The sequence below is a fragment of the Candidatus Zixiibacteriota bacterium genome (genome assembly GCA_035380245.1).
In the GTDB taxonomy this organism is placed as follows: Bacteria; Zixibacteria; MSB-5A5; order GN15; family FEB-12; genus DAOSXA01.
In genome coordinates this window covers 1373323-1391056 of sequence record DAOSXA010000001.1, presented here as the reverse complement: position 1 = coordinate 1391056, position 17734 = coordinate 1373323, and the positions used below count along the sequence as shown (strand labels likewise).

The 17734-nt window shown below is 56.4% G+C and carries 13 protein-coding genes; 7 read left to right on the top strand and 6 right to left on the bottom strand.

Annotated features, from left to right (window positions below; all coding sequences use genetic code 11):
- Positions 1-363 precede the first annotated feature (363 nt).
- Both PLF13_05225 and umuD read right to left on the bottom strand, forming a co-directional pair.
- Positions 364-1698 carry a Y-family DNA polymerase gene (locus tag PLF13_05225; GenBank protein ID HOP06678.1) on the bottom strand — a complete coding sequence of 445 codons (1335 nt, stop codon included), beginning with the start codon at positions 1696-1698 and terminating at the stop codon, positions 364-366.
- A gap of 19 nt (positions 1699-1717) precedes the next feature.
- The gene (gene umuD / locus PLF13_05220; protein HOP06677.1) at positions 1718-2101 is read right to left on the bottom strand and encodes a translesion error-prone DNA polymerase V autoproteolytic subunit; all 384 of its coding nucleotides are present in this window, start codon (positions 2099-2101) and stop codon (positions 1718-1720) included.
- Between the two features lie 365 nt (positions 2102-2466).
- Between umuD and PLF13_05215 the strand changes: the two genes are divergently transcribed.
- Complete coding sequence (locus tag PLF13_05215; protein ID HOP06676.1) at positions 2467-3219, top strand: class I SAM-dependent methyltransferase; 753 nt, start codon at positions 2467-2469, stop codon at positions 3217-3219.
- Between the two features lie 128 nt (positions 3220-3347).
- Here the strand turns inward: PLF13_05215 and PLF13_05210 are convergent, their stop codons facing one another.
- Positions 3348-4181 (bottom strand): hypothetical protein, encoded by an 834-nt coding sequence (locus PLF13_05210; protein ID HOP06675.1) that lies wholly within the window; start codon positions 4179-4181, stop codon positions 3348-3350.
- A 297-nt stretch (positions 4182-4478) separates the two neighbouring features.
- Here PLF13_05210 and PLF13_05205 point away from each other — a divergent pair, with 297 nt between their 5' ends.
- Positions 4479-5804 carry an MFS transporter gene (locus tag PLF13_05205; protein HOP06674.1) on the top strand — a complete coding sequence of 442 codons (1326 nt, stop codon included), beginning with the start codon at positions 4479-4481 and terminating at the stop codon, positions 5802-5804.
- A gap of 235 nt (positions 5805-6039) precedes the next feature.
- Here the strand turns inward: PLF13_05205 and PLF13_05200 are convergent, their stop codons facing one another.
- Positions 6040-8400 carry a hypothetical protein gene (locus PLF13_05200; GenBank protein ID HOP06673.1) on the bottom strand — a complete coding sequence of 787 codons (2361 nt, stop codon included), beginning with the start codon at positions 8398-8400 and terminating at the stop codon, positions 6040-6042.
- A gap of 208 nt (positions 8401-8608) precedes the next feature.
- Entirely contained in the window at positions 8609-9538 is a 930-nt protein-coding gene (locus tag PLF13_05195; GenBank protein ID HOP06672.1) for a GNAT family N-acetyltransferase, read from the bottom strand.
- A gap of 296 nt (positions 9539-9834) precedes the next feature.
- Here PLF13_05195 and PLF13_05190 point away from each other — a divergent pair, with 296 nt between their 5' ends.
- The 3 genes from PLF13_05190 to PLF13_05180 are packed head-to-tail and all read left to right on the top strand — an operon-like array spanning position 9835 to position 11236.
- A complete protein-coding gene (locus PLF13_05190) occupies positions 9835-10584 on the top strand; it encodes an SDR family oxidoreductase (protein HOP06671.1) in 750 nt (249 codons plus the stop codon).
- Positions 10585-10590: 6 nt separating this feature from the next.
- A complete protein-coding gene (locus PLF13_05185; GenBank protein HOP06670.1) occupies positions 10591-10854 on the top strand; it encodes a TIGR04076 family protein in 264 nt (87 codons plus the stop codon).
- Positions 10811-11236 carry a PilZ domain-containing protein gene (locus tag PLF13_05180; GenBank protein ID HOP06669.1) on the top strand — a complete coding sequence of 142 codons (426 nt, stop codon included), beginning with the start codon at positions 10811-10813 and terminating at the stop codon, positions 11234-11236. The genes PLF13_05185 and PLF13_05180 overlap by 44 nt, the downstream gene beginning before the upstream one ends.
- Positions 11237-11292: 56 nt before the next feature.
- Here the strand turns inward: PLF13_05180 and PLF13_05175 are convergent, their stop codons facing one another.
- Complete coding sequence (locus tag PLF13_05175; GenBank protein HOP06668.1) at positions 11293-13956, bottom strand: protein kinase; 2664 nt, start codon at positions 13954-13956, stop codon at positions 11293-11295.
- A 449-nt stretch (positions 13957-14405) separates the two neighbouring features.
- On the opposite strand from PLF13_05175, the gene PLF13_05170 reads away from it, so the two are divergent.
- Both PLF13_05170 and typA read left to right on the top strand, forming a co-directional pair.
- Entirely contained in the window at positions 14406-15779 is a 1374-nt protein-coding gene (locus tag PLF13_05170; GenBank protein HOP06667.1) for a DEAD/DEAH box helicase, read from the top strand.
- Positions 15780-15817: 38 nt separating this feature from the next.
- Positions 15818-17731 carry a translational GTPase TypA gene (gene typA / locus PLF13_05165; GenBank protein HOP06666.1) on the top strand — a complete coding sequence of 638 codons (1914 nt, stop codon included), beginning with the start codon at positions 15818-15820 and terminating at the stop codon, positions 17729-17731.
- Positions 17732-17734: the final 3 nt, after the last annotated feature.

The following is a 17734-nucleotide window of genomic DNA, read 5'->3' as shown; positions in this document are numbered from 1 at the left end:
GCCACCAGCGATGCCTACGATAAAGCGCGGGATCGCAGGGATCCCGCGCTACGACTGGCAAGGCTGCTGCAGGGGCAGACCGGGAGGTCTGCCGCCCACGAAATTTAGTTGTCAATATGATTTCAAATCCCACCCGTGGACGGGTGGGCCACCAGCGATGCCTACGATAAAGCGCGGGATCGCAGGGATCCCGCGCTACGACTGGCAAGGCTGCTGCAGGGGCAGACCGGGAGGTCTGCCGCCCACGAAATTTAGTTGTCAATATGATTTCAAATCCCACCCGTGGACGGGTGGGCCACCAGCCAGCGACGTTCTCCGGAGTAGATTGTACAGAGACAGACCGGAACATTGGTCGCCAATTAACTATACGGCCTTGACCACGACCAACTCCTGCCAGTTGGTCGTGTAGCGGAAACGGCCGTGTTCGTGTTTGGCTCGCGACGACAAAGCCTGCAGTTGGACGGCGTATCGCAGGGTTCCGCGCCCCATGCTCGTGTTCACGCGGTCGATCGTGTTCATCAGTTTCTTGTTCTTATTGGCGTTGTCAGGCGCGGTAAACAACGTCGCCTGCACATGATTTTCCGGTATGAGGTTGCTGAACATAACTCCCGCCTTCACGTAGATATATCCCTTGCGGTGAATTATGTCCGCGGCCTGCATCGCATAATGAATCAACTCCGCCGTATCGTTGGTTGCCTGGGGCAGACTGATGCCGGTGGAATGATTGTTCTTGCCGTATTTTCCGTCGGGACAATTCGTCATCATGAACACCGTCAACTCTTTGGCCGCCAGATGTTGAGAGCGCATTTTTTCCGCGGCAGCGGCGATATGAGAGGCGACCGCTCCCTTGACCGTCTCAAGAGAATCGGTCTTATGGCCAAACGACTGAGAAGAAATAACCGACTTGGAGGGCGGCGGGACGGTTGTCAACGAGAAGCAACTTATCCCCCGCAGTTCATAGATCAGGCGGACGCCCGTCACCCCCATTTTCCGAGAGATCGTTTTGTCGTCCATATCTCGTAATTGCCGGGCATTGGTGATCCCCCGACCGACGAGCCATTCGGTACTTCGCCAGCCGACCCCCCATACGTCTCCGACCTCCACGCTTTCCAGAGCCTGGTCGATAAATGGTGAATCGGTGAGGTCCAAAACTCCTTTCGCTTTGGCCGATCTCTTGGCCAGGTGGGCGGCGATTTTGGCCAGGGTCTGGGTGCGAGCGATACCTATCGAAACCGGTATGCCGGTCCACTGTTTCACGGTGTCACGGATGGTGTGAGCATATTCGGTCAGATTGTCGCAGCGAGCGAGATGATCGCAGCGGCGCAGATCAAGGAAAGCCTCATCGATCGAGTAAATTTCCATCTCCGGAGCAAAACGCGAAAGTATGGCCATAACGCGCCGGGACATATCGCCGTACAGCGGGAAGTTCGAAGAAAACACGTTTACCCGATGTTTTTCGATAAGCCGGCGACATTGAAAAAACGGCTCTCCCATACCTATCCCCAGCGCCTTGGCTTCGTTGGATCGGGCCACGATGCACCCGTCGTTGGAGGACAGCACCACGACCGGTTGATTTTTGAGCTCGGGCCTAAAGACCCGCTCGCAGGAGGCGAAGAAATTATCACAGTCGACCAGCGCAAAACATCGGTCAAGCGCGCCGGGCGTGTAAGCGATGGATGTAGCTTCGGTGCCGGACATGATACTCTTTTGAGATCAATTACACGGGATGGATGACCGTAGTCACCACTCCCCATATTTCAAGCTCGGTTCCGTCCTCAACGGATATCGGCGGGTAAGCATCGTTTTCCGGAAGCAGTATGATGCGACCTTCATGTATTCGCAGCCGCTTGACCGTCAACTCTCCGTCAACTATCGCAATGACCACTTTTTTGTCCGTCGCCTCTACGGATCGGTCGACGATCAGGATATCCCCGGAATAGATTCCGGCGCCGATCATGGAATCACCGGCGACGCGAACGAAAAAAGTCGCGGCCGGGTGGCGGATAAGATAGGCGTTCAGATCGAGCGGAGCCTCGATATGACTGTCGGCCGGGGAGGGAAACCCCGCCGATACGCGTTCGGCAGACAACGGTATATTCATGGGCGATAATCCATACTCTACATAAGTTCAGAAAGTGAGCGATGTCAGCCGGTTTCCGACGGCTCAACTTCCATCATAGAAATAAACCCGACTCCGCCATTCGGCAATCACATATCTTATTCGATGACGGTCGGTCTGAAGACGATTTGTCTCCGAACCTGTTGTCAAAGTTTTCATTTCATGACCAGGATCGGTGGCCCTGAATTTCTCCTGTTCTTCGGTACGGTTTGTTAAGTATGGCTATTTAGTTGTCCTCGACCTTAACCGGTAATGTCTAAAAGTGCTTGTAACTTCAACCGCGGATTAACGATACTGTATCAACAATGATCAGCTAATACCGTCACCCGGATCGAAAGGAAATCTCAGTGCAGGCATACCGTGCTGAATTCGCTCGCGTTTACAACGCCCGATGGGGTGGCTATGTAGCGCAGGTTGCCCCGTTACTTCACGAATTTTATTCCACTATTTCCAGCGACAGTCCCAACAAGACGTTGCTGGACCTCTGTTGCGGCACCGGTCAGTTAGCGGCATATTTTTTGAAAGAGGGGTATCGGGTGGTCGGACTGGATCTGTCCGAGCACATGCTTCGGTTTGCCGAGGAAAACACCCGCTCGTACATTGAAGCCGGCTCGGCTCGATTTATCAAAGCTGATGCTGCCGATTTTGCCGTTGACGAACGATTCGGCCTGGTGGTCTCGACCTATGACTCACTCAATCATCTCGCGAACGAAGAGGCTCTGACCGGTTGTTTCCGGTGCGTCAGGGGGATTTGTGACGGTTGGTTCATCTTCGATCTCAACACACGACGCGGACTTAAACAATGGAACAATATCAACGTTCACGATGGAAAAGACGACACCCTTATCATTACACGCGGTGTTTACGACGGGCAGGGTGATCGTGCCTGGACCACGATCACGGGATTCGTGAAGGATTCCGACGGGCGATTCCGGCGGTTTGACGAAACCGTGTACAATACGGCTTTCGACATGATGCGGGTACGACAGGCATTGTATGACACCGGTTGGGAAAATATCTATTTCGCTCGCATGCAGGCCTTGTCGATCCCGCTGGCCGATCCCGAACAAGAGGGGCGAGTATTCGTGATTGCTCGGTAAGGGATTTTTATTTCAAGAGCTTTGACAACCTTTTCCGGAATGGAACATAAGGGCAGGTTCGAAGACGGACCTGCCTTACGACGGGCATTGGTCATGGGGCAGGCGAGGACATCTGCCGCTCGCGCGGCCTATCGGCAACCGTTCTTTTCGAGATCGGGCCAGTCGGGGACATCGGGATCGGGATAGCGCTCCCGGACGTAGGTTATCCAATCCCGTTCGATATCGGCAATGGATAATCCGAGGGTATCTTCCAGTCCGGCATAACCGACCTGCCAAAGTCGGTGCAGCTTATCGATGCCGTGCCGGTCAATTACGTAATCCACGAAACTCGCCGCGAGCATATAACCGATCATCTCCGGATATTCACGAAAGGACAGAGCGAGGGAGTCAAGCGACGGGGCGCTGTTCGTTTTGAACAGGATGTGCGCCGCCAGTTCGGTTTGATTATAGCCGTTGCAGGGGTCGTCCGCCCGGGTTGCCAGCCCTTCCGAGAGCCAGGCCAGGTCGTTGCGGCGATCCCAGCCGCCCCAGAGATCGAACGAAACGACGTGCATGATCTCATGGGCGTCACGGGCCCGGTCGGAGTCGTTGCGAACGGCCAGTACCGTCATACTCGCGGCATCGGCGAGAGCGCGAAACGGCTTACTGACGATCGACTCGATCTGTTCACGTGAGTCGAAATAGAACAGGTCGATGATCCGATCGAAAGCAGTCTCGTTGAGCAGCGCCAGGTGCCGGGTGATGATTTCCTCGTTATATGCGCTGAGACTGTCAAGCTGCCGCTCGGCGGTCGAGCCGGGCAGGTAGTGAATGCGATAGTGGGCGGTGGTGCGGGTTTGCCAGTTGAAATCCGGCTGTTCGAGCGTGTAAGCAGCCAGACGGATCGGTTGGTTAACGGGGCTCTCCCCTGCATGAACGTTGGCGGCCAGAAAAACAGCCGCGAAAATAAAGAACAGGCGCAATCGTATCTCCCTGTCGACAGTTTGGTCTATGAATAATACGATTGCCGGGGAACAGAGTTCCCGCCCTGTTAAGGCTTATTGTCACTTGTGATAGCTTACGCTTAGATGCGACCTGACCGATACCGAATTGATGAAAGGTTATCCGACCTTCCGCAGGCATAAAAACTCCGGGCAGATCAGATATAATCCCGACAAAATCCCCATAGCTATCCGATCCCGGACTGCTTATCTTTGTTGCCGATTGCAACCTTTGAGGCAGTTAAGTGTTTGAGTGGGAATGATCGAAAGATTATTGCTATGAAACAGCAGGACAACAACGGGACATCCTCAATCAAGTTCGTTCTCCGGGCGCTGCAATCGCGCAACTACCGACTCTATTTCATGGGGCAGGGAGTATCCTTAATCGGTACCTGGATTCAGAGAATAGCCCAGGGATGGCTGGTGTATCGGTTGACCGATTCGGTTTTCCTGCTCGGTATTGTCGGTTTCAGTTCACAATTGCCGACCTTTCTGGTGGCGCCGTTTGCCGGGGTGCTGGTCGACCGCTTCAGCCGATACCGGATTCTGCTGACAGCCCAGATTATCTCGGCCATACAAGCTACGATTCTGGCGATACTGGTACTGACCAACCTGGTCGAGGTCTGGCACATCATCGCTCTGGGTGTCCTGCTGGGCCTGGTCAATGCGTTCGAGATGCCCTCACGACAATCGCTGATGATCGAAATGATCGAACACCGTGAGGACCTGAGTAACGCTATTGCCCTTAACTCGACCATGGTCAACGGAGCACGTTTGATCGGGCCGACAGTCGCCGGAGTAGTGATTGCGGCAGTCGGCGAAGGGGCCTGTTTCGCGTTGAACGCAGCCTCATTTATCGCGGTTATCGCGGCCCTGCTGGCCATGAGACTCAAACCCCAACAACACCGCAAGTCCTCGGGCAACATGCTGGCCGATTTCAAGGACGGTTTTAAATACGTGTTCGGTTTCGCTCCGATGCGCGGGATTCTCCTGCTGATTGCCCTGGTCAGTATCATGGGGATGCCGTATGCGGTATTGATGCCGGCGATTGCGCGCGATGTTCTTCACGGCGGGCCTCACACGCTCGGATTCCTGATGGCTTCGGTCGGTTTCGGAGCTCTTGCCGGAGCTGCTTTTTTAGCCTCACGCCGAACGATAGTGGGACTCGGTAATGTTATCTCTATTTCCGCCCTGATATTCGGGGTGGGATTAATAGCTTTCTCACTTTCCCGTCAGCTATGGCTGTCAATGGTGCTGTTGTTTTTCGTCGGGATGGGAATGATGCTTACGCTGGCTTCCTCGAACACCGTTTTGCAAAGTATTGTCGACGACGACAAACGGGGACGGCTGATGAGTTTCTATGCCATGTCGTTTTTCGGGATGGCCCCACTCGGGAGTCTCATGGCCGGCAGTCTGGCAAGCCGAATCGGAACTCCGGGCACGATCCTGGCAGGCGGGGTTGCCTGCGTGGTCGGGGCTTTGATATTCATGATGCGCCTTCCGGCGCACGGTAAACTGGTGCAACCGATCTACCTGGCTAAAGGGATTCTGCCGGAGGTGGCGGAAGGCCTCCGCGCGGCCAACTCGCTCAACGAGCGATCATAGAGCCACAAACAGCACAAACTTAGAAGCCCCGGCGATAGGAGCTGTTGAAAAAGCCGTACGCACGGATGTTCAGCAAGACACTTCTGTTAATGCGGGCGACACAAGGCCGCCCGCTATGCGAGGTTAGGGGCCTTCAACGCGTAGCGGCGGGGCTTGTCTCCGCCGCGATTGAGGTTTGTCAACAATCCCGATAACCGGGGCTTCTCTATTGGCAGACTCTTATGTCGGGGACGCGTTATTCCTGGCTGGGCTGCGCAGGTTCGCTGAGTATTTTGGCCCGTCGTTCAGGCTGGTCTTCGAGACTCGCCGCGGCCGTTTGTTCGTCCAACAGGCGCGCCTGTTCGTCGGCGGCTACTTTCGCGGCAACGACATCGGGCGTGTCCCCCTTCATGTGGGCTAAGCGAACTGACTCATAACCCTGCCGCTTGGCGACGATGCGGTAGGAGAAACTGATGTTGCTGCCGGCGGGACCGACTACCTCGAAAGACGTGGTGGTGCGATTGGCAACGGCGAGAACGACCGGCTCATCGTGAGGGGTCAGGAAAACGTGGTAGGTCTCGCCGGTGTTAACCGTTTGACGGTAGAGGTCCTCGAGATCGATATGAGCACGACCGTTCACGAGGCGGCTTTCGCCGAAATCCTCAAACCAGCATTCCGGTGATTCCTGGGAGTACATGAGGCGAAAGTCGCCGGGAGCTATTTCGACCGCGGCCGATTTGGAGCCGAGCACGCTCTGGTCGCCGGTGATGCGGACGTCGCCGTTGAAATAACCGGCATAGCCGACGTTGGGAGATTTGGCGTAGATGGCGTAACGGTCTCCCGTGCCCAGGTTGTATACCTCGAAGAAACCGGCGTAGGCCGACGCAGTGGAACGGTTGGCGGCAACGCACGCGGCGCCGTAGACAGTGGCCGTCCCCTTACTGAGACCGACCGCGCGGACACCGTAGGAGGAACCGGTACCGGTAGAGTCGGACAGGAAATAACCTGCGTAGCTGGTGCCGGAACCGGCGTGTTGAATACGACTGTAGAGGGCGAAGCCTGAGCTCGAGGTTTCGGTGCCATCGACAAGACTGTAGATACCGTAGGGTGTCCCATAGAGCAAGGTGTTTTCGAAATAGGCGGTGTAGGAATTGCCTGTGAAAGTACCTGCAAGCCCGTCCATCGTCCAACCGTACACGCCATAGGCATTGGATGAGCCGGTGCGCGGCGCGCCGATGGCGCGAATACCGTATACCTCTCCGCTGTACGAGTCTCCCTGAAAACGTCCGCCGTAACCGGTCCCGTCGTAAGCGGACCCCACGAAAAAGCCGCCGGTGGCATCTCCGGTCGAGCTGTTCGAGCTGAAGGTCCAGGCACCGTAGGCATCGAAATCGCCGGATGTTTCACTCATGCCATAGATTGCCGTAGCCTGTCCGCTGCCGGAGGAATAGCTTTGCAGTCCGTACTTGGCACTATGGCTTTCTCCATCGGCCCGGAACTGGCCACCGATAGCGGTGCCACTGACGTAATTCGTTGCTCGGCCGTAGGTTCCAATGGCCGGTGCCGAGCCCCCGCTCATTGAGGTGTTGTATGATCCGAAAGCCGAGTCCGAAGCAGTGGTGGTATAGCCAGCGGCGTAAACGCCGTAGCGATTGGCGCCGCCGTTGGCTGAGAAAAATCCGCCGTGGGACTTGCCGGTACCGTAGTTGATCGAAGCTGCGTACAGACCGAAGGTGGCCGAATTACTCTGGCCCTGACCAAGGCCGAGCACGCCGATGTGATCGCCTGTTCCCTCAAGGTCGGTTTCAAAACACCCGCCGTGGGTTGTGCCCGAGCCCGTATGCGAGGCGCGTCCGTAAGCTCCGTATACCGTCCAGGTAGTCCCCGTCGACCGAGCGGTGGCCTGCATACCGTATACGGCGCCGTCACCGGAGGATTCGGATTTGAACAGTCCGGCTCTGGTGATGCCGCTGCTGCTGTTGGTCGCCCCGGCCACGATAGTGGAAACAGTATCGGCTGTCTGCCCATCCAGCCGAGCGACAATGCCGGCCAAAGCATCCGGCCCGGAGTTGGTTACCTTCAGGGCTGTGTCGGCGGCGGCGGTGAATTCTTCCGGACCAACCGCGTTAATGAACACGGTGTCGCAGTCATGACAGACTACTTCGTCCGAGCCGCTGACGTTGCCGGCATTCATCGCATAAGGGACGCTGACCATGGGGATGCGGGGATCGCTTTGCGCACCGCCTTCGACGATGAGCGACAGGTATCGGACATCGCCGTTAAATATCGAAGGATCCATGGGATTAACCGCACCCAACAGCACCGTGAAAAGACCGTTGGTGGTGTTCACCGATTGCGTCTCGGACCAGAGCGGTGAGGTAAATCCAATGGTAGCGGTCGAGAAGATCGCGAAGTCGACTGAGTAGGTGGCATCGGCCACCGGCTGGCCGTCGGTTCCGGTCAAACGACCCTGGTAGGTTATAAGCTGCGGCACGGCCGCTTGGGCCGATCCGATTATCAGGAAAAGACTGACGATCAGCAGAGCAGTGCGAGTCAAATACTGTTTCATTGCGGCACCCTTGATATAGATAGTTGCCTTATTTTTCAACAACGGCATGGCGAAGATCCCTCAAGCTCGGTTTAGTTCATAAGATTCGGACTTAGGACAGGTTCCCAACTAATATAGTCTCATTTGCCCGTTTTTCCGAGAAGATTAATCTTATCGACAGAAATGGTGATGTAATCTGGGAGGTCGGAACAACGTGAACGGGCTGGACACCGCTGCCGGGACAATCGCTTGCCCCGGCAGGTTATGAAGCAGTCAATCAGACGAGCCTGGTCCAGGGTTCGAGCCGTCGATACGCCTCAAATCCAACTGATGCATAGAGGGCATGGGCCGGTTCGGTGTATGAACCGACGTAGGCCATGTCTGCACCGAGCTCCTTCAAGCGACGGAGACCCTCGGACAACACGGCCGCACCGAGGCCCTTGCGCTGATGCGCCTGGTCAGTCCCAACCGGTTCGAAAAGACCGGTGCGGGTAACATCGTCGAACCAGATCGTGGCAAACGCTGCCAGGTGGCCGTCGGGTGCAACCGCAACAAGGTCCAGATCGCGACGGTACAACGGTCCGCGCTGAATGTTGTGGTACCAGTCGAGGTCGCCGGGCGGTTCGGGGTTGTTGGGATGAAATACTCGCCAGGAAAGAAGACAGCGTTCGCGATGTTCCTCGACGTCGCCGAGCGGCCGCACCCGGTATCCGGGAGCAAGTTCGCGGCGAATCAACTCTCCGTCCAAACGACAGATCCGTTGTGACTCGGGGAAACGCCGTTCATCGCGCCTGAAGCCTGCCTCCTGTAAGAGTTGTTGAAGACCATGGTCTTCCTCCCCCGCCCAAATGTGCAACTCACGGCGACCGGCATCGTTGGGCGCGGTCAGGTGTGCCTCGGCGATACGGATCATCTCGACGCGTAGATCATCGGAACAGTGGTCGGGATGAAGCTGCAGAAACACCGAGCCGGGAGCTTCGCGGTTAAGCACAGCCGCGATTTCACCCCGATCGGTTTCCCAGATGAAGACATCGTCCTCGAGGGTGCCGTCACCCATGTTAAGAATACCGTGCCAGCGCCAGTAATCGAAACGCGCGACATCCCAGTTGATCTGGCGGCGGTCGTTAAGGATCAGGGTTTCTCTCAAAAAGCGGCGGATTCGCCAATAGTCATCATCGTAAAGATATCTGCGCATAGTCGGTTTCATGATACGTCCTTTGCCCGCTAGTTCCCCGGGAACGAGACAGGCGGATAAGTTACGGGATTACTCCCGCCGAAGTTCGACGGGATGGTTTGATCGGAGGACTTGTATTAGAGAACCATTTTATGCGTCACCTGTCTTGTGGGCGTCTGTTTTCGATACGTGAAATATAAGTCCCGGTTTCAACCGACGCCATGCGGTTCTCCGGCAGAGATATCATAAATCCGTTTTTTCTTTACAGTCGTGCGGGGAGCGGCTATGGGTGTAGAAGAAGAAGTCCCTATCAAGAAGGAGATCGTGTCATGATATTACAGGGCAAAACAGCGATCGTGACCGGGTCAAGCCGAGGGATCGGTGCGGCCACGGCCAAGTTGCTGGCGCAGGAGGGCGCCAAAGTAGCGGTGAACTACAAGCAGAACGAAGCGGCCGGTAAACAGGTGCTGACGGAAATCGAAAAAGCCGGCGGCACGGGTATTTTAATCCAGGCGGATACATCGGTGCGCGAGCAGGTCGAGGCGCTGGTAAAGCAGACCGAGAAGGAACTCGGCCCGGTAGATATTCTCGTCAACAACGCCAACATGAGTTTCCCGGTACAGCCGTTTCTCGAGTTCCCCTGGGACGGATTCGAACACAAACTGGTGCACGAAATGAGTGCTGCGTTCCATTGTTGTCAAGTCGCGGCAGCAAGTATGGCCCAACGTAAGCAGGGCTGTATCGTTATCATCAGCAGTGGCCTTTCTCGGCATCCGGGACCGGGCTTCATTGCGCATTCCAGCGCCAAGTCGGCTTTGGATGCATTCTCCAAATCACTGGCTCTGGAGCTGGGTCCGTTGGGGATCCGGGTCAACGTAGTCGCCCCGGGCCTGACCCGGACCGATGCCACCGCCGCCCGTATGCCGCAGATGGAACAGGCTGTCGCCCAGCATACTCCCCTGCGGCGCGTCGGCGAAACGGAGGATATCGCCGGGGTGGTTTTGTTCTATTGCAGCGAATGGGCGAATTTCGTCACCGGTACTTACCTGCCGGTAAACGGCGGCACTCAAATGAATTGAGGCAGTATGAGCAAACGCCATGATGTAAAAGTCACGCTGGTCTCGCAGTTGGGGAAATGCCCCGCCGGACATAAAGTCGGTGATGAGTTTATCGTCGGCCGACATACCCCGGCCGGAATCTGTCTGGGAGCATTCGGTTCGTTGTTGCCGTTTATCACGACGCTGCGCTACGGCGGGTCGTTCCCCTGGGAAAAGACCGAGGGCGAGGGAACGTTTTGTTGTCCCGATCCGAAGGTGGTCAACACGTTCAAGCTGGAGCGGCTGCCCTAGCCGATGGCAATCGAGGTGCCGCCAGGCGACCAGGTTCGAGTTCCAGGAGAAGCTCCCCGTCTACGAAAAGGACAGCTATCGCCAGATCGGCGAGTTGGTCGACCTGAGCACCCTCGGGGTGCGCCTGATCAGCAAACAGGCGGTTGAATCGGGGACTCTTATATCCTGCCGGGTGAGTTTACCCAAGCCTGTTTTCGGTCGCGAGTATCTCAACTTCGAGGCTAAGTGTATGTGGAGTCACCGGTGTGAATTCGCGGTCGAGTACGAGTCCGGCTATCAATTCTGCCGTCTGAGCGAGGAGGATGCCGCGATCGTTCTGCACCTGCTGATTCACTCGGCCACGAAAAGAATGACCGAGCCGAGACGGCAGGTCGTCAGATAACCGGATTGAGCAAACTTCGAAGTCTCCGGGGTGGTACAACGCTCCGGAGACGACGGTCAGTCGTGCGATTTAAGCTCTTCCAACCAATTCTGAACGATGATGATTTCGTCATCATTCTTGGATTCCAGCGGTTTGTTCAGCAGGAATCTCTGAGCATCGTTAGAAACAGCATACCTGGACATATTGAACCCGCCGATGCTCAGCGGCTGCCTGAAAAGCTGCACCGGCTGGCCAATCTCGAACTTCCCTCCGTCCATCGAGACATCGACCACATTCAGGCCGTCGGCGATGCCCACATAGAAGATCTCCCGGTTGTTATGGCTCCACCAGGGCATGTAGCCGACGTCGTTGGAAATCTGCCAGCGTCCCTGAGTCCCTCCCAATTCTTTGACATACATTTCACTCTTACCGGACTCGTCGGAAGAATAAAGCAGGTACTTCCCGTTGTTGGACTCTGTCGGGAAAATCTCACGGTACTTTGAAGTCAGAACGGGGGTAGCCGTTGAGTCGTTCAGGTTGTAACGCAGGACGTCAAAGCCGTTGCCGGCACAGATGAGATAAATAGAGCTGTCATTCGGCCAGGAGAATGGTACAGTGATCAGTGTGTCAAGGTTTGGCAGATAGTGTACCGCGCCCTGGCCGTCGGCCCGCTTATAGGCCGACTTGAAATAGTGGTCGTCGGTCTCACCGTAGGCTATGTACTTCCCGTCCGGTGACCAGACGGGTCCAATGTTGGAAGGCTTGTCGAAGGTAAGGCGGGAGACAAGGTTCCGTTTGAAATCCCTGATCCAGATATCCTCGTTGTCTCCATGCTCATCGAACAAGCTGAAGGCCAGTTTGGAGTTGTCCGGCGAAAGCCGAATGTCACGATAGCTGTCCGGCTCACCAACCTTCTCGAGAACCTTTCCCGTGCGGTCCACCCAAACCAACTCGGACAGGTTCGACGTGGAGGTGTGCTGGTACAGGAGAACGCCGTTGTCCGATGTCCCAAAGGTGGAGGCATTGCCCGAAAAATCGATTCCCTGGGCGACCGGCACCGGCTCACCGATCAGCTTGAACTTGTTCTCGTCGAATTTCTGAGCCAGCAACAGTTTGTCTCTTATGAACAGCAGATACCCCTGCCTGCAGAACTCTACCCGCGATGACAGGTTGGCCATCTGGTCCTCGTTGAAGATCACTGATGACTCGTCTGACTCCAGCGACCCCACCTTAAGACGCCGGCCTTCTTTGGTGTAGCACACGTAGAGAAAGTGTATGCCGTCGGACAAGAACCAGGGCCAGGCGGAAGATTGTTCGCCTGCGGCACTGTCGAGCTTTGTGGCAATTTGCGGCGTGCCGCCCGAGGCCGGGACATACCTCAGGGTGTCCGATGCCGCGTTATCGAAAATAACGAAGCCTTTGCTTCCCCAGTTGCCATCAGCCCCACTCGCCTCACAAATGAGCTGGGTGGGTCCGCCGGCGACCGGAATCTTGTAGAGCTGGTTGGCCTTGAAGAAGGCCAGATACCTGGAGTCGGGCGACCAGAACTGACGCGCTATGTTCTCGGTCCCTCGCAGCGGGTATGACTCGAGCGAGTTCATCGGCCTGATCCAGAGCAGGTTGTTCCCGAGGGTGTCAGTGGCGCGGAAGGCAATCAGTCGGCCGTCGGGCGAGATGCGTGACCAGTTGACGGAAACGATTTCGCGGCTTTCTCGGGACGGGCTGAAAATGAACCGGTTGGTGTAGTGGACTTCCGCTGGTCGGCTGAAGAGCAGCCAGGCCAGCACCAGAGACACTACGACGGCCACCGCTCCGACTACACGGGCTACGGTGAATTTGAACTTGCGTCGCCGGGCCACATGAGCCGGAAGACCTACCTGCGACCCCGCCTGAGAAATCCAGCGAAGTTCATCGCAGAGATCGGCTGCCGATTGCCAGCGGCGGGCGGGATCTTTGGCAAGACACTTCTGAACGAGGCGCTCAAACAGGGGCGGCATGTTCGGGATGGTCTGGGAGATGGGCGAAGGCTCGCGCTCGATAATGGCGGCGATAAGAGTCGCTTGTGAGGAGCCCTCGAAGGCGCGCCTGCCGGTGGCCAATTCATAGAGCAGAGCGCCGAAGGCGAAAATGTCGGAGCGGGCGTCGGCCTCTTTACCCTCGAGTTGTTCCGGGGACATGTATTGCATGGTGCCAAGGATGGTCCCAACGCCGGTCAAGGGAGTGGTCTGAGTGATTGCGGTAACGGCTTGAGCGGCCGCCCCGCCGGTCGCCATCTTGGCGAGACCGAAGTCCATCAGCTTGGCGCCTTCTTTGGTGAGCATCACGTTGCCGGGCTTTAGGTCGCGATGGACCAATCCCTGCCGATGGGCAGCGTCGAGAGCGCCGGCGACCTGCACGGCGATCTGAAGCATCTCGGCGTAGGGTACGGGCCCACGCTGCAAACGCTCGGAGAGGGTCTCCCCTTCGAGAAATTCCATGACCAGGAAGTCGCAGTCATCCTGTTGGCCGACGTCGTAAAGAGTACAGATGTGAGCGTGGTTGAGGCTGGAAATGGCCCTTGCCTCGCGCTCAAAACGCTGCTTGAAATCGGGCATGCCGGCAATGGCGTTGGGCAGAATTTTGATCGCAACGATCCGATCGAGCCGCGAGTCCCGCGCCTTGTATACTTCGCCCATGCCACCGGCACCGGCTTTCTCAATGATCTCATAAGGACCCAGCTTGCTTCCGGGTTCTAACGACATAGCTACTCCAGATTATTGGTCCTGCAATTCCACGTGGATTGGGTCAAGGCACGAAGATAGGACTTATTTTCGCTTAGAGAAACAAGAAAGAGTCCCAAAGGTTATAGAAGCCGGCGCACTACTACACTATTGTGGCGGCATCAGGAGAGCGCCCCGGTTGAGTCAGATGATGAAATTGACTCAAGAAGGTCCATAGCGTCATGTTGGAGGGAAATGACTGCCCCCTGTACGAGCGGCAACGAGCCAGTGTAATGGCAAGGGGGACAATGAGTCCGTCGAGCCCGTGGAGCTGGTGGGCCTGGCTAACAGAGACCTAACCTCTTTATCCTTGACAAATTTCGAAACGTGGGTTTATTCCCCCGTCGACTAATTCCCCCCTGGATTACCATACGAGAGAATTAATTGAGACTGAACCTGTAGCTATTGACTGTGCCTTAGAAAGAAGACTTGTGAGAGAAGACAGAACAGACCGAAGCGCCGACAGCGACTTCACCGATTTAGGAATTGCCTCGAAATTACTGGCGGGAATCGACCGTCTTGAATACACCACGCCGACGCCGATCCAACGGGCCTCGATCCCGGCCGGACTGGCCGGCAAAGATGTCATTGCCATTGCCCGGACCGGTTCGGGCAAGACGGTGGCTTTCGGCGTACCGATGTTGCAGCGACTGGCGAAGTTGAAGAGGAGTATCGGTTTGATTCTGGCGCCGACGCGTGAGTTGGCGTTGCAGGTGGATGAAGTGCTGCGGGGGCTCGGGCGAGGGACGGGCATTCGCACAGCGGTCCTGATCGGCGGCGCGTCGATGTCGCTGCAGCGGACGGCCCTGCAGAAAAACCCGCGCATTATCGTGGCCACGCCGGGAAGACTCATGGATCATATTGCCCGGAAGACAGTCGATCTGTCGCGGGTGGAAATGCTGGTGCTGGACGAAGCGGACCGGATGCTGGACATGGGATTCATCAAGGATATCGAGAAAATAGTGGCCGCGACCCCGGAGAGCCGTCAGACGATGCTCTTTTCGGCGACCATGCCGGCCGAGATCGAGGCGATAGCCGCCAGGATGATGGATGATCCCGTGCGTATCGAGATCGACCGCTCCGGTACGACCCCGACTGAGGTCAGCCACGAGATGTTTTTCGTCAACAACCACGACAAGAGTCAGTTGCTGGCGGTCCAGTTGAAGCGTTATTCCGGACCGGTTCTGGTATTCACTCGCACCAAACGGATGGCGAGTCGTCTCACCGCCAAGGTGAACAAAATGGGTTTTGCGGCGGCGGAGATTCATTCCAATCGGACGCTGGGTCAGCGGCGGCGCGCTCTGGACGGTTTCAAACAAGGAGATTATCAGATCCTGGTAGCGACCGACATCGCTGCCCGCGGGATCGATGTCTCCGGGATCGAGCTGGTCGTGAACTATGATATGCCCGCCAACTCCGAGGACTACGTCCATCGCATCGGCCGGACCGGACGCGCCGGTCAGACCGGCCATGCTATCTCGTTCGCCAACGCCGACCAGAAAAGCTCCGTCCGCGATATCGAGAAATTCATGAAGATGAAGCTTAACGTTTCCACCCTGCCCAAACTGCCCAAGCTGCCGGCGGCGCATCTGACGCCGAGTTCGGCCGGCAGGCAGACGGCGGGACCGGCAAATCCCAAAACCGCGCAGAAAACGGCCGCGGCTCCCTCTCGACGGCTTGAAGATCGGCAGAACAAAGTTGACTCGGCGCCGTTCAAGGGAAGGACAGTGAAACGAGGCCGACCGCGGCGCAAGGGTTCTTCGGGAAGAAACCGGGCAAGACAAACGCTACCCGGAGCCCGTTAACCGGATCGAACATCTCTTAAGTTGAGTAGAATAGACCAATGACAGACATCGCCCACATCAGAAACGTCGCCATCGTAGCGCACATCGATCACGGAAAGACAACTCTTATCGACTCCGTTTTTAAAGCCACCCAAACCTTCCGGGAGAACCAGGATGTGGCCGAGCGGCTCATGGACAACAATGTTCTGGAACGGGAACGAGGCATTACGATTCGCTCCAAACATTGCTCGGTGACCTGGAACGATTACCTGATCAACATCATCGACACCCCCGGTCACGCGGATTTTTCGGGCGAAGTGGAACGGGTGTTGTCGATGGTCGACTCCGTTTTGCTGTTGGTGGATGCAAGCGAGGGACCGATGCCCCAGACTCGCTATGTGCTGATGCGGGCCCTGAAATTGGGACTTCGCCCGATTGTCATCGTCAATAAGGTGGATCGTCAGAATATCCGTCCGAATTATGCTCTCAATAAAACTTTCGATCTCTTCATTGAACTGGGCGCCACCGATGAACAGGCGCATTTCCCGGTGCTGTACGGCTCAGGACTCGACGGGTGGTTCGTACGTGACCTGGAGCAAGACGAGCGCAAGGGTATGGATGCCCTGTTCCAGACAATCGTGGACGAGGTTCCGGCTCCTCCGGTCAATCAGGAAGGTGAATTTCTGATGCAGGTAAGTTCACTCGACTGGAGCGATTATGTGGGCCAGATCGGATGCGGACGAGTGCTTCGCGGCAGCCTTAAAATAGGCGAAGAATTCACGCGAATGGTGACGCGCTTGAATGATCCCGGTTCGCCGGACAAGGGTTGGAAGGTAACCAATACCTCCAAAGCCAGAGGCGTATACATGTGGGTTACGCGCGGTCTCAAACGAATCGAGACCGATGAGATTTCGGCCGGCGATATTGTCTGGCTGGCCGGTCCGCCGGAAATCAGTATCGGCGACACGTTCTCCGGGAGCGAAGATGAAAATGAAGCGCTCAAACCTCTGGAGATCGAGGAGCCGACTTTGTCGATGTTCTTCCTGGTCAACAACGGACCGTTTTCGGGACAGGAAGGAACGGCTATCATGCTCCGGCAACTCAAGGAACGTCTGGAGCGAGAGCTCAGGGTGAACGTGGCGCTAAGGATGGCCGACATCGGTCGCCCGGACGGCGTCAAGGTGTCGGGTCGCGGAGAGCTGCACCTGGCGATTCTTATCGAGGAAATGCGTCGTGAAGGCCTGGAGTTTTGTATCTCCCGTCCCGAGGTGATAACACGCACCGACGACCGGGGCCGGTTAATGGAGCCGATCGAGCATCTCAGTATCGACGTTCCCGAAGAATACCAGGGAACGGTGATTGAGAAGTTAGCGCGGCGCAAGGGTGAATTGACTTCGGTCGAGAACGGCGGGACTAACACCGTTCGCCTGACCTTTGAGATTCCAACCAGAGGCCTGATCGGCTACCGGTCGGAGTTCATGACCGACACCAGAGGTTTGGGGATTATGGCCTCGCGATTTGTCGGTTACGGTTATTGGCGCGGCGATTATGTCGCCGGGACCAAGGGTTCGGTAATCAGTATCGATACCGGCCCGGCTACGGCCTACGCCATTGAAAGCCTGCAGGAACGGTCGGTGGTGTTTATCGAGCCGACTGAGAGAGTTTATGCGGGCCAGATTGTCGGCGAAAATTCGCGAAATGATGACTTCACCTGTAATCCGACCAAACGCAAAAACCTCACCAATCACCGATCTTCGACGAAAGATATCGGTGTCAAACTGGATGTGCCTCGCAAGATGACTCTGGAACAGGCGATGGAATGGATTCGTGACGATGAACTGGTCGAGGTCACACCTCGGTCCATCCGGGTCAGAAAAGCGATCCTCGATAACGACGAGCGCCGCCGGGCAACGCGCCAGTCACTGAGTCCGGACAAGCATCGCGGTGATATCTCATCGAGGCCGACCGCCTAGTAT

Bases quoted from the DNA above. Each gene is read 5' to 3' on its own strand.
- PLF13_05205 (HOP06674.1), top strand. From the start codon at position 4,479: ATGAAACAGCAGGACAACAACGGGACATCCTCAATCAAGTTCGTTCTC.
- PLF13_05225 (HOP06678.1), bottom strand. From the start codon at position 1,698: ATGTCCGGCACCGAAGCTACATCCATCGCTTACACGCCCGGCGCGCTT.
- PLF13_05175 (HOP06668.1), bottom strand. From the start codon at position 13,956: ATGTCGTTAGAACCCGGAAGCAAGCTGGGTCCTTATGAGATCATTGAG.
- PLF13_05195 (HOP06672.1), bottom strand. From the start codon at position 9,538: ATGAAACCGACTATGCGCAGATATCTTTACGATGATGACTATTGGCGA.
- PLF13_05190 (HOP06671.1), top strand. From the start codon at position 9,835: ATGATATTACAGGGCAAAACAGCGATCGTGACCGGGTCAAGCCGAGGG.
- typA (HOP06666.1), top strand. From the start codon at position 15,818: ATGACAGACATCGCCCACATCAGAAACGTCGCCATCGTAGCGCACATC.
- umuD (HOP06677.1), bottom strand. From the start codon at position 2,101: ATGAATATACCGTTGTCTGCCGAACGCGTATCGGCGGGGTTTCCCTCC.
- PLF13_05185 (HOP06670.1), top strand. From the start codon at position 10,591: ATGAGCAAACGCCATGATGTAAAAGTCACGCTGGTCTCGCAGTTGGGG.
- PLF13_05200 (HOP06673.1), bottom strand. From the start codon at position 8,400: ATGCCGTTGTTGAAAAATAAGGCAACTATCTATATCAAGGGTGCCGCA.